Source organism: Kitasatospora setae KM-6054 (genome assembly GCF_000269985.1).
In the GTDB taxonomy this organism is placed as follows: Bacteria; Actinomycetota; Actinomycetes; order Streptomycetales; family Streptomycetaceae; genus Kitasatospora; species Kitasatospora setae.
The window spans coordinates 6,110,714-6,122,658 of sequence record NC_016109.1 but is presented as its reverse complement, the minus strand read 5'-3'; the positions used below and the strand labels follow the sequence as shown (position 1 = coordinate 6,122,658).

Below are 11,945 nucleotides of genomic sequence, written 5' to 3'. Positions count from 1 at the left end.
GACGGGCGACGGGTGACGGGGGTACGAAGGATGCGCAGGGCGAGGACGGGGACGCTGCTGGCCGCCGCGGCGCTGCTGGCGGGGCTGCTGGGCGCGGGCGGTTCGGCCGCCGGCGCGGGCGGCGCGGTCGCGCCGGGCGGCGCGCCGGCGGCGGCCGGGGGCGCGGCACCGGGTCTGGCGCCGGCCGCGGACGACTGCGACACCGGGGTGTCGCTGCCGCCCGCGCAGCAGGCCGGGGCGCGGATCCAGGAGATCCGCAAGCGCGGCTACCTGGTGGTCGGCGTCGACCAGAGCGCCTACAACTGGGGCTACCGGGACTCGCTGAGCGGCAAGATCGAGGGCTTCGACATCGACCTGGCGCGCGCCGTCGCCAAGTCGGTCCTCGGCGACGAGAACAAGCTGGTGCTCAAGACCATCGCCACCGCGGACCGGGTCAAGCTGCTCCAGCAGCAGCCCCAGCCGATCGACCTGATCGTCCGCGCGATGACCATCACCTGCGACCGGATGAAGCAGATCGCCTTCTCCGCCCCGTACTTCAAGGTCTCCCAGCGGGTGGTGGCGCCGAAGACCGCGCACGCCGACAGCGTCGCGAAGGCGCTCGGCGGCAAGCGGGTCTGCGCGGCGCTGAACTCCTCCTCGCACACCGAGCTGAAGGCGAACGCGCACGGCGCCGCCTCGATCGTCACGCCCGACAACCAGTTGGACTGCCTGGTGCTGATGGAGCTCGGCGAGGCCGACGCGACGCTGTCGGACAGCTCGCTGGCCGCCGCGATGGTCGCCCAGGACGAGACCATGGAGCTGGCCGGCGAGTCCTTCCTGCCGACCTACATGGGCGTCGGCATGAACCAGCGCGACACCGACCTGGTCGGCTGGGTCAACCAGGTGCTGGTCGACTGGCGCAACAACGGCGGCTGGCAGGCCGGTTACGACCGCTGGCTGCGGTCCAGCATGGGGAAGCCCGACCCGTACCGGCCGTGGTGAGCACCGGCGCCCTCCAGCGCGGGAACGGCCGCGGCGGTGTCGGCGGGAGCGCCAACGGGGGGCGGGCGGACGGGAATCCGGGGGACCGCCGTCCGCCCCGCACCCGGCGTCGGGGAGACTGGCGGCCCACGGGCCGTCACCACGACCGCCCCGGGAGCGCCGCCCCGTCACCACGAGCGTGGCCGAGAGGAGGAACCGCGTTGGCCGGAACGACCCGCCCGGTGCTGAACCGTGAAGAAGTCGACCGCGCGCTGGCCCGGCTGGGGGCCGAGCGGGACGCGGTCGAGGCGGCGCTGCTGGCGCTCCAGGACCACCAGGGGCTGCGGCTGCTGACCGGCGCCGAACTGGCCGGGCGCACCCGCGAGCGCTGGTCGGCCGCCGAGGGCGGCGTCGCGCTGCTGTGGGCGCTGTTCGACCGCTACGCGGAGGCGCTGGCCTCGGCCCGCGCGGTCCGCTCCCGGCGCAACCGGCCGACCGCCGCCGAACTCGCCGAGCTGAGCGAGCTGCTGTCCGGCCGCTCGGTGACGGTCTCCGGCGGCCGGCTGCCGGACGCCGCCGCCGGACTCGGCGCGCCCGCCCGGCTGGTGGAGCAGGTCACGCTGGCCGAGCTGCTGGAGCGGATGAACGGCTGGTACGCGCTGGTGGTCGACGTGGTGAGCGCCGTCGACGCGGTCTGGTCGGCGCTGCCCGCCCGGATCGACCTGCTGCTGGCCGAGCTGGGCCGGGTGCAGATGCTGGCCGGCTCGGTCGGGGTCCGCCCCGGCGGGCACCCGCTCGCCGACGACCTGGCCGAGCTGGCCGAGCAGTTGACCGCGCTGCGGACCCTGGTGGTCTCCGACCCGCTGGCGCTCTGGCGGCCCAGCCGGGTGCCCGCGCAGCGCGGCCGGGAGGCCGCGGGCGGCGCCTGGACCTCGCCGGCCGGCGCCGTCGACACCGCCGGGTTCGACCGGATGGGGCGCCGGCTGGACGACGTCCGGGTCGAGCTGGAGGGGCTGCTGCGGCTGCGCGACGAGTCGCACGAGCGCCTCCAGCAGGTCGCCGACCTGCTGCAGCGCGCCGACCTGACGCTGGGCGAGGCCCGCCGGGCGCGCGGCGAGGTGCTGGCGAAGATCGCCGCGACCGAGGTGCCCCCCGTGCCGGGGCCGCCCTCCGCGCTGCGCGAGGCGATCGGCCAGGCCGTGGACTTCCAGCAGACCGGCCAGTGGCACCGGCTCGGCCCGCTGCTGGACGCGCTGGAGGACGCCGCCGCCAAGGAGCTCGGCCGGGCCCGGCAGGCACTCACCGAGGTCGCCCAGCCGCTCGCCGTCCGGGCCGAGCTGCGCGGCCGGCTGGAGGCGTACAAGGCGATGGCCGCCCGGCTCGGCCTGGCCGAGGACCCGGAGGTGGTCGAGCGCTTCGAGAAGGCCCGCTGGCTGCTCTGGAGCGCCCCGTGCGACCTGCGGGCCGCCGCCGAGGCGGTCGGGCGCTTCCAGCAGGCGCTGCGGCCACCGCAGCCGCGACCGGAACAGCGGGCACCGGCCGTCCGGGACGGCCGGCCGCCGGAGCAGGGCGACCAGCGCGACCTGCGCGACCAGGGGGAGGACAGCGATGGCTGAGGCATGCGCCCGCACGGGCTGCACCGGGGAGATCGACACCGACGGGTACTGCGACGAGTGCGGGCTGACCCCCGAACGCGGCCCGGCGGCGGCCCCGTCCGCGCCGGTGCCGGCCCCGCGCGCGGCCGTCCCGGCGGGCGGCTCCTGCGGGCGGGCGGGCTGCGCGGGGACGATCGACCCGGACGGCTACTGCGACGAGTGCGGCCTGACCGCCGCCACCGCCGTGCCCGCCGCCGCGCCGCCGGCCCAGGCCGCGCCGTCCGCCTCCGCTTCCGTCTCCGCCCCTGTCTCCGCTTCCGCTTCCGCCTCCACCCGCTCCCGTTCCGGCCGTTCCGGCCGTTCGGCCCGCTCCGGCTCGGTGTCGGTGCGCAGTGCGAAGGGCGGCACCGGCACCGCGCGGCGCGGCAACCTGGGCGCGGGCCTGGTGGCGATCGCCCCGGTGCCGAGCCCGGACCCGGCGCTGGCGGTGCTGGCCGACCCGCAGGTGCCCGAGCACAAGCGGTTCTGCTCGCGCTGCGAGCAGCCGGTGGGCCGCGAGCAGGACGGCCGCCCGGGCCGCCCGGAGGGCTTCTGCGTCAAGTGCGGCACCCCGTACTCGTTCAGTCCGAAGCTGTCGCGCGGCGACCTGGTCGGCGGCCAGTACGAGGTGATGGGCTGCCTGGCGCACGGCGGCCTGGGCTGGATCTACCTGGCGGTGGACCGCCGGGTGAACGACCGCTGGGTGGTGCTGAAGGGCCTGCTCGACACCGGGGACGAGGACGCGCTGGCGGTGGCGATCGCCGAGCGGCGGTTCCTGGCCGAGGTCGACCACCCGAACATCGTCCGGATCATCAACTTCGTCGAGCACCCGGACGCCAGGACCGGTGCGGCCGACGGCTACATCGTGATGGAGTACGTCGGCGGCAAGTCGCTGAAGGACATCGCGAACGAGCGCCGCGCCCCGGACGGCCGGCGCGAGCCGCTGCCGGTCGAGCAGGCGCTGGCGTACGGGCTGGCGGCGCTGCCCGCGCTCGGCTACCTGCACGCCCGCGGGCTGGTGTACTGCGACTTCAAGCTGGACAACGTGATCCAGTCGGACGACATGCTCAAGATCATCGACATGGGCGCGGTCCGCCGGCACGACGACGACGGCCCGATCTACGGCACCGTCGGCTACCAGGCCCCGGAGATCGCCACCACCGGCCCCTCCCCCGCCTCCGACCTGTACACGGTGGCCCGCACGCTGGCCGTGATGACCTTCGACTTCCGCGGCTACACCGACCGCTGGCGGCACGAACTGCCGGGCCCGGACGAGGTGGAGGTGTTCGCCCGGTACGAGTCCTTCCACCGGCTGCTGGTGCGCGCCACCGACCCGGACCCGGCCCGCCGGTTCGCCTCCGCCGAGGAGATGGCCGGGCAGCTGACCGGCGTGCTGCGCGAGGTGCTGAGCCTCCAGGACGGGCAGGCCAGGCCCGCCCCCTCCACCCTGTTCGGCCCCGAACTGCGGATCGTCGACACCGAGTTGGCCGAGCACGCGCCGGACCCCCGGGCCGCCGCGCTGGCCCTGCCCGGGCCGCTCGCCGACCCGGCCGACCCGAAGGCGGGCCTGCTCTCCGCGCTGTCCGCCGCCTCGCCCGCCGAGGCGCTGGCCGCGCTGTCGGCCCTCGCGGCGGACGGGGGCCCCGACTCCACCGAGCTGCGGCTGCGGCTGCTGCGCACCCACCTGGAGCTGGCCGACCCGGCCGCGGCCGCCGGGGTGCTGGCCGGGCTGGAGGCCGACCACCCCGGCGAGTGGCGGGTGGTGTGGCACCGCGGGCTGCTCGCGCTGGCCGAGGGCCGGGCCGAGGAGGCCGCCGAGTCCTTCGAGGCGCTGTACGACGCGTTCCCGGGCGAGGCCGCGCCGAAGCTGGCGCTCGCGGTCTGCGCCGAACTGCTCGGCGACCACCCGGTCGCGGCCGGCTACTACGCGCTGGTCAACGGCGTCGACCGGTCCTTCGTCGGCGCCGCGTTCGGCCTGGCCCGGGTCCGGCTCGCGGACGGCGACCGGGCGGGCGCGGTCGCCGCGCTGGAGGCCGTCCCGGAGACCTCCGCGCACTGGACCGCCGCCCGGATCGGCGCGGTCCGCGCCCGGCTGCGCGGCCGGGCCGCCACCGAGCCGCTGGCCGCCGAACTCGCCGACAGCTCCGAACGGCTGGCGGCGCTCACCCTGGACGCCCGGCGGCGCGAGGAACTCGCCGTCGAGGTACTGGACTCGGCGCTCAACTGGGTGCTCGCCGGGGCCGCCGGACGCCCCGCCACGCTGACCGTGCTGGGACATCCCGCCGCGGAACGGGAACTGAGGCTCGCCCTGGAACACTCCTACCGGATGTTGGCGCGGTTGTCCGACCGGGCCGAGACGAGGATCGAGTGGGTGGAACGGGCCAACCGGGCCCGCCCCAGGACATGGGTGTGAGCATGCCGCAGCAGACCGAGTGCCCGAACTGTGCCGAACCGCTGAGGCCCCAGGACGCCTTCTGCGGGGCCTGCGGCACCGCCCTGACCGGGCCGCCGACCCTGCGCGACCTGCCCGTCGTGCCCAGCTGCCCGCACTGCGGCTCCGCCGACCTCGCCGACGGCTGGTGCCAGCGGTGCGGGCAGGCCCAGCCGCGCGAACGCGACCACCAGGAACTGGAACTGACCGGCGTCGCCGCCGTCTCCGACCGCGGCCTGCGCCACCACCGCAACGAGGACGCGTTCACCGCCGCCACCGCCGAGGGCCCCGAGGGCGCGCCCGCGGTACTCGCCGTGGTCTGCGACGGCGTCTCCTCCTCGTCCCGCCCGGACGAGGCGTCCGCCACCGCCGTCACCGCCGCCGCCGACTCGCTGGTCGCCGCGCTGACCGCCGGCCGCGAACCCGGCCAGGCGATGCGCGAGGCGATCGGCGCCGCCAACCGGGCCGTCACCGCGCTCGCCCACGACGGCACCGCCCCCGACGGCCGGCACAGCAACGCGCCCGCCTGCACCTACGTCAGCGCGATCAGCTCCGGCGGCCTGGTCACCATCGGCTGGGTCGGCGACACCCGCGCCTACTGGATCCCGGACGACCGCGAGTCCGCCGAACCGTACCGGCTCACCGAGGACGACTCCTGGGCGGCCCGGATGGTCGCCGCCCAGCTGATGGCCGAGGCCGAGGCGTACGCCGACCCGCGCGCCCACGCCATCACCGGCTGGCTCGGCGCCGACGCCGAGGACCTCGACCCGCACACCGTCAGCTTCACCCCGCACGTCCCCGGCGTGCTGCTGATCTGCACCGACGGCCTGTGGAACTACGCCGAGGCCGCCACCGACCTGGCGTTCGTGGTCCGCGCCGACGCCCGGACCGAACCGCTCGCCACCGCGCGGGAGCTGGTCCGGTTCGCGGTCGAACGCGGCGGGCACGACAACATCACCGTCGCGGTCCTGCCGATCGACCCGCGGACCGCCCCGCCCGCCCACGACAGCACCCTGCTCGACGTGCCGGTGCCGCTGCCGCGCTCCGCCGCCGACGCGGACGACGCCACCGTGCCGCTCCGCGCGGCCGCCCCGCCGGCGGCCCCCGCCGCACCGGCCGCGCCCGCCACCGTGCCCGCGCCGCCCGCCGCACCGCCGACCGTGCCCGCGCCGGTGGGCGCCGCGCCGGCGGGAGCCGCCGCCGTCCCGCCGCCGCCCGCCGCACCGCCGGCCGTGCCCGCGCCCGCGCCCGCCGAAGACTGATCCACCGCGCCACCCGCACCACCGCCGACACCGCCACCGATTCCTCCGACAGGAGTTCTCCGCATGGCCTCGTTGTCCAAGCCCGACGCGCCCCGGTTCGACGTCGACGTCTTCCAGAACGAGTACCTCGCCCAGGGATCCCAGGAGGTCAACGCCATCGTCACGGTCACCGCGACCGGCGGCGGCACCTCCGGCGGCCGGCCGATCGGCGCCCCCGGGCCGGGCGCCGCCGTGGTGCTGGTGATCGACTGCTCCGGCTCGATGGAGCACCCGGCCGGGAAGATGCGGCACGCCCGCGAGGCCACCGCCGCCGCCATCGACGAGCTGCGCGACGGCGTGGCCTTCGCCGTGGTGGCCGGCACCCACCAGGCCGGCGACGTCTACCCGGGCAACAACCGGCTGGCGGTCGCCGACCGGGCCACCCGCGAGCAGGCCAAGGAGGCGCTGCGCCGCCTCAACCCGTCCGGCGGCACCGCGATCGGCACCTGGATAGCCAAGGCGCAGCAGCTGTTCGCCTCCCACCCGGAGGCGTCGATCCGGCACGCCATCCTGCTCACCGACGGCCGCAACGAGCACGAGAAGCCCGCCGACCTGCAGCGCTCGCTGGACGCGGCGGCCGGCTACTTCACCGCCGACTGCCGCGGCGTCGGCACCGACTGGGAGGTCGCCGAGCTGCGGAAGATCTCCTCCGCGCTGCTCGGGACGGTCGACATCGTCGCCGAGTCCTCCGGCCTGGCCGAGGACTTCCGGGCGATGATGTCCGCCGCGATGGGCAAGCAGGTCGCGGACGTCGCGCTGCGGGTGTGGACGCCGGTCGGCGCCCGGGTGAAGTTCGTCAAGCAGGCGGCGCCCGCCGTCGAGGACCTCAGCGAGCGGCGGGCCGAGGCCGGGCCGAGGTCCGGGGACTACCCGACCGGGTCCTGGGGCGACGAGTCCCGCGACTACCACGTCTGCCTGGAGGTCCCGGCGGCGGCGGTCGGCAGCGAGATGCTGGCGGCCCGGATCAGCCTGGTCCTGCCGCAGCCCGACGGCACCGCCGAGGTGCTCGGCCAGGGCCTGGTCCGCGCCGTGTGGACGGACGACCTGGCCTCCTCGACCCGGATCAGCCCGCAGGTCGCGCACTACACCGGGCAGGCCGAGCTGGCCGACTCGATCCGCGACGGCCTGGAGGCCCACCGGGCGGGCGACTTGGAGCTCGCGAGCGCCAAACTGGGCGCCGCCGTCCGGCTGGCGTACGGCAGCGGCAACGAGGGCACCCTCAAGCTGCTGCGGAAGGTGGTGGACGTGGTCGACGAGCGGGAGGGTACCGTTCGGTTCCGTAAGAACGTGAGCGAGGCCGACTCGATGACCCTTGAGACCCGGTCGACGAAGACCGTGCGCGTGAAGAAGTGAGCCGGACACCCGCCGGACCCGAACCTGCTGGAGTGGGGACCTGATGCCGATCTGCCCTAGGGGACACGAGTCACAGGCCGAGGACTGGTGCGACTACTGCGGCTTCCCGATGTCACCGCCGCCCGGCCTGGCGATCCCCGGCTTCCCGAACGGCCCGGCCCAGCCCGGCGCCCAAGGGCAGCCCGGCGCCCAGGGCCAGCCCGGTGCCCAGGGGCAGTACGGCGGTCCCGCCGCGCCGCCGCCGGGTCCGCCCGGCCCGCCGCCCTCCTACGCCTCCTCCGGCTACCCGCCGGTCGGACCGGGCAGCACCCCGCCGGCCGGCACCCAGGCCGGCGGTGGCGGCTACTTCGAGCCGCGCCGCACCCCGACCCCGCCGGCCGGCACCCCCACCGGCCCCGCCGCGCCGGGCCCGTACGGCGCCCCGCCGCTGCCCCCGCCCACCACCGGGCTGGTGACCTGCCCGATCTGCCGCAGCCCGCAGACCGGCCGGTACTGCGAGGAGTGCGGCTACGACTACAACCTGGCCACCTCGGCCCGCCCGCCGGGCGCCGCGCCCGGCCCGCTCGGCCACCAGCCGCCGCCCGCGCCGCCGCAGGGCCACCAGCCGCCGCAGGGCTACGGCTTCCCGCCGCCCGCCGCCGCGCCCCCGGCCGCCCCGCCCGCCTTCGAGCCGCCGGCCCCGCCCGCGTACGAGCAGCCGCAGCGCCCGCCGCAGCCGCAGTCCCCGTACGAGCCGCCGCGCTCCCCGTACGAGCCGCCCGCGGCCCCGCCGCAGCCGCAGTCGCCGTACGAGCGGCCGCAGTCGCCCTACGAACAGCCCCAGCAGCCCCAGCGGCCCCAGCCGCCGCAGCAGCCGCAGTCGCCGTACGAGCCGCCGCGCTCCCCGTACGAGCAGGCGGCGCAGGCCGCCGCGCCCGCCGCGCCCGCGTTCGAGAAGTCCCCGGCGGCGGCGTTCCCGGACGTCGACTACGAGCGGACCGGCCCGGTGTACGCCGAGCCGTCCGGGCCGGGGTCGGGCCCGCAGCCGGGCCAGGACTCGGGGACGTCGTTCCGGCTGACCCCGCCCGGGCAGCAGCAGGGCGGCGCGCCGCAGCAGCAGCGCGGCACCTGGTTCGCGGTGGTGGCGCCGGACCACGAGTACTTCACCGACATGATGACCCGCAGCGGCCCGGAGGCGTCCGGCCTGTACTTCCCGCAGTACACGGCGGAGCGGCGGGTGCCGCTGACCGGCCGCGGCCAGCTGCGGATCGGCCGGCGCAGCCAGCAGCGCGGCACCGTGCCGGAGATCGACCTGTCGGTCTCCCCGGAGGACCCGGGCGCCTCGCACCACCACGCCCTGCTGGCCGAGCAGCCGGACGGCAGCTGGGTGGTGGTCGACCAGGACTCCACCAACGGCACCACCATGAACGGCAGCCCGGACACCCTGCCGCCGCACACCGCGATCCCGCTGAACGACGGCGACCGGATCCACGTCGGCGCCTGGACCACCATCACGGTGCACCTGGCCTGACGACACGTCAGCGGCACGTCGGCTGATTTGCCGTCACCACCGGCCCGCGCCCCGGGAGTTGGACTCCCCGGGCGCGGGCCGGACCGCGTCCGACCCTGACACCACCTGCTCAAAATTCGCACAAAAGTGCTCGTCGGATATGCCCCGACCCCCTACGCTTCGCCCCATGAGTGAAGCGATAACCGCGGACGGGATCCGGAAGCGGTACGGGGATGTCCAGGCCGTCGACGGGGTGTCGCTCTCCGTCGCGACTGGCGAGTTCTACGGTCTGCTCGGGCCCAACGGCGCCGGCAAGACCACCACGCTGGAGATCCTGGAGGGCATCCGGGAGGCCGACGAGGGCCGGGTCGAGCTGCTCGGCCTGTCGCCGTGGCCGCGCAACCCGAAGCTGCTGCCGCGGATCGGCGTCCAGTTCCAGGCGTCCGCGTTCTTCAACAAGCTGAGCGCGCGGGAGACCATCCGCACCTTCGCGTCGTTCTACGGCATCGGCCCGAAGGCGGCCGACACCATGCTGGAGCGGGTCGGCCTGACCGAGTCCGCGAACGTGCTGACCGACAAGATGTCCGGCGGCCAGGCGCAGCGGCTCTCCATCGCCTGCGCCCTGGTGCACGACCCGGAGCTGGTGTTCCTGGACGAGCCGACCACCGGCCTCGACCCGCAGGCCCGCCGCAACCTGTGGGACCTGCTGCGCGACATCAACGCCGAGGGCCGCACCGTCGTCCTCACCACGCACTACCTGGACGAGGCCGAGGTGCTCTGCGACCGCGTCTCGGTGATGGACCACGGCAGGGTGCTGAAGACCGGCGCCCCGGCCGCGCTGGTCCGCGAGATCGACGACACCGTCCGGGTCCGGATCGAGTCCGGCCTGCTGACCGCCGACCGGGCCCGCGACCTGCTCGCCGCCGCGGGCGCGGAGCACGCCAACCTGGAGGACGACGGCGTCACGCTGGCGCTCTCCACCACCGACCCCGGCCCGGTGCTCGCCGTGCTGGCCGAGCAGAACGCGCTGCGCGGCCTCGAAGTCCGCGGCGCCACCCTGGAGGACGTCTTCCTCCAGCTGACCGGACGGGAGTACCGGGCATGACCGCCACCGAACGGACCCCGGCGCCCGCCCCGGCCCCGGCCGCCGCGGGCCGGGAGAGGGCCAACGCCTTCGTCGGCCTGTCCCGGGTGATGCTGCTGGGCTTCCTGCGCGACAAGGGCACGCTGTTCTTCACCCTCGCGCTGCCGCTGATGTTCCTGCTGCTGTTCGGCGTCCTCTACAAGGGCGGCGGCAGCTCGCACGTCAAGGTCGCCCAGATCGGCCAGGTCAAGGTCCTGGACGACGCCCGCGCCCACGCCGGCGACTCGCTGGACGCGCTGGAGATCACCACCGGCCTGAGCGAGACCGACGCCCTCGCCAAGGTCAGGAAGGGCGAACTGGACGGCGTGGTGCTGGAGAAGCCGGACGGCACCCTGGTGCTCCGCTTCAGCCAGTCCGACCAGGTCAAGTCCGCCACCGTGCAGGGCATCGTCAACTCGCTGGTGCAGGGCGCCAACCAGGCCGCCTCGAACGCCCCGCAGAAGTTCACCCTGGACGCCTCCAAGGTGGAGGACGACTCGGTCAAGCCGATCCAGTACCTGACCCCGGGCCTGCTCGCCTACGCGGTCGCCATGGGCGCGGTCTACGGCGCCTCCTTCACCCTGGTCACCTGGCGCAAGAAGCGGGTGCTGCGCCGGCTGCGGCTGGCGCCCATCTCGGCGGGCACCATCGTCGGCGCCCGGGTGCTGGTCAGCGTGCTGGTCGCGATGGCGCAGACCGCGCTGTTCCTGCTGGTCGCGCAGATCGACTACTTCGGGCTGAAGCTCACCGGCAACTGGTGGCTGGTGCTCCCGCTGGTGGTCTGCGCCACTCTCGCGTTCATGTCGATCGGGCTGGTCACCGGCTCGCTGGCGAAGACCGAGGAGTCGGCGAACGGCATGAACCAGCTGATCATCCTGCCGATGTCGTTCCTCGGCGGCGCCTTCATCCCGCTGGACTTCGCGCCGAGCTGGCTGCAGGACGTCTCCCGGGCGCTGCCGCTGCGCTACCTGATCGTCCCGGCGAAGTCGGTGCTCAGCCAGGGCGGCGGCCTGGCCGAGGCGCTGCCCGCGATGGGCATCCTGCTGGGCTTCACCGCGGTGCTGTGCGCCGTCGCGTGGCGCTTCTTCAACTGGGACGACGCGTAGCACCGCGCCCGCCCCGGGACGGGGGTCGTACGCCGGAAGTCCCGGTGTACGGCCCCCGTCGGCGTCTGCGACCATGGACGGGTGACTGACACCGGGCGCGAGACCACCACCGCACAAGAGGAGACCTTCTACCAGCGGGTCGGCGGCGAGGAGACCTTCCGCCGGCTGGTCCACCTCTTCTACCGGGGTGTCGCCCAGGACGAGCTGCTCCGCCCGATGTACCCGGAGGACGACCTCGGCCCCGCCGAGGAGCGCTTCGCGCTGTTCCTGATGCAGTACTGGGGCGGCCCGCGCACCTACAGCGAGCGCCGCGGCCACCCCCGGCTGCGGATGCGGCACGCCCCGTTCCGGGTCGACCGGGCCGCGCACGACGCCTGGCTGAAGCACATGCGCGCCGCCCTGGACGAGCTGGCGCTGCCCGCCGAGGCCGACCGCGAGCTGTGGGACTACATGACGTACGCCGCCGCCTCGATGGTCAACACGGCGGGCTGAGGCCCGCCCTCGCCCGCTGCCCCGTCCCCGCCCCGCCCCCGCTCCCCCGGTGGGGG

At 75.6% G+C, this 11,945-nt stretch carries 9 protein-coding genes; all 9 read left to right on the top strand.

Translation table 11 applies throughout. From position 1 onward, the window contains the following. Nucleotides 1-30: 30 nt before the first annotated feature. The 9 genes from KSE_RS27070 to KSE_RS27030 all read left to right on the top strand — a co-directional run bounded on the left by KSE_RS27070 (nucleotide 31) and on the right by KSE_RS27030 (nucleotide 11,889). On the top strand, nucleotides 31-981 hold the full coding sequence (locus KSE_RS27070; RefSeq protein WP_014138542.1) for a glutamate ABC transporter substrate-binding protein: 951 nt from the start codon (nucleotides 31-33) through the stop codon (nucleotides 979-981). 200 nt (nucleotides 982-1,181) lie between these two features. Beyond that, nucleotides 1,182-2,576: a hypothetical protein gene (locus tag KSE_RS27065; RefSeq protein ID WP_231873233.1), complete on the top strand. Its 1,395-nt coding sequence runs from the start codon at nucleotides 1,182-1,184 to the stop codon at nucleotides 2,574-2,576. Then, on the top strand, nucleotides 2,569-5,007 hold the full coding sequence (locus tag KSE_RS27060; RefSeq protein ID WP_014138540.1) for a serine/threonine-protein kinase: 2,439 nt from the start codon (nucleotides 2,569-2,571) through the stop codon (nucleotides 5,005-5,007). Before KSE_RS27065 ends, KSE_RS27060 begins: the two co-directional genes overlap by 8 nt. Before the next feature lie 2 nt (nucleotides 5,008-5,009). Continuing rightward, a complete protein-coding gene (locus KSE_RS27055) occupies nucleotides 5,010-6,287 on the top strand; it encodes a PP2C family serine/threonine-protein phosphatase (protein ID WP_014138539.1) in 1,278 nt (425 codons plus the stop codon). 63 nt (nucleotides 6,288-6,350) lie between these two features. Beyond that, on the top strand, nucleotides 6,351-7,679 hold the full coding sequence (locus tag KSE_RS27050) for a vWA domain-containing protein (protein ID WP_014138538.1): 1,329 nt from the start codon (nucleotides 6,351-6,353) through the stop codon (nucleotides 7,677-7,679). 43 nt (nucleotides 7,680-7,722) lie between these two features. Continuing rightward, nucleotides 7,723-9,189 carry an FHA domain-containing protein gene (locus KSE_RS27045; RefSeq protein ID WP_014138537.1) on the top strand — a complete coding sequence of 489 codons (1,467 nt, stop codon included), beginning with the start codon at nucleotides 7,723-7,725 and terminating at the stop codon, nucleotides 9,187-9,189. A gap of 139 nt (nucleotides 9,190-9,328) precedes the next feature. Next, nucleotides 9,329-10,273 (top strand): ABC transporter ATP-binding protein, encoded by a 945-nt coding sequence (locus tag KSE_RS27040; RefSeq protein WP_014138536.1) that lies wholly within the window; start codon nucleotides 9,329-9,331, stop codon nucleotides 10,271-10,273. Further along, entirely contained in the window at nucleotides 10,270-11,397 is a 1,128-nt protein-coding gene (locus KSE_RS27035) for an ABC transporter permease (protein ID WP_014138535.1), read from the top strand. The genes KSE_RS27040 and KSE_RS27035 overlap by 4 nt, the downstream gene beginning before the upstream one ends. Before the next feature lie 81 nt (nucleotides 11,398-11,478). After that, on the top strand, nucleotides 11,479-11,889 hold the full coding sequence (locus KSE_RS27030; protein ID WP_014138534.1) for a globin: 411 nt from the start codon (nucleotides 11,479-11,481) through the stop codon (nucleotides 11,887-11,889). Nucleotides 11,890-11,945 lie beyond the last annotated feature (56 nt).

Bases quoted from the DNA above. Each gene is read 5' to 3' on its own strand.
- KSE_RS27045 (WP_014138537.1), top strand. From the start codon at position 7,723: ATGCCGATCTGCCCTAGGGGACACGAGTCACAGGCCGAGGACTGGTGC.
- KSE_RS27040 (WP_014138536.1), top strand. From the start codon at position 9,329: ATGCCCCGACCCCCTACGCTTCGCCCCATGAGTGAAGCGATAACCGCG.
- KSE_RS27055 (WP_014138539.1), top strand. From the start codon at position 5,010: ATGCCGCAGCAGACCGAGTGCCCGAACTGTGCCGAACCGCTGAGGCCC.
- KSE_RS27050 (WP_014138538.1), top strand. From the start codon at position 6,351: ATGGCCTCGTTGTCCAAGCCCGACGCGCCCCGGTTCGACGTCGACGTC.
- KSE_RS27070 (WP_014138542.1), top strand. From the start codon at position 31: ATGCGCAGGGCGAGGACGGGGACGCTGCTGGCCGCCGCGGCGCTGCTG.
- KSE_RS27060 (WP_014138540.1), top strand. From the start codon at position 2,569: ATGGCTGAGGCATGCGCCCGCACGGGCTGCACCGGGGAGATCGACACC.
- KSE_RS27035 (WP_014138535.1), top strand. From the start codon at position 10,270: ATGACCGCCACCGAACGGACCCCGGCGCCCGCCCCGGCCCCGGCCGCC.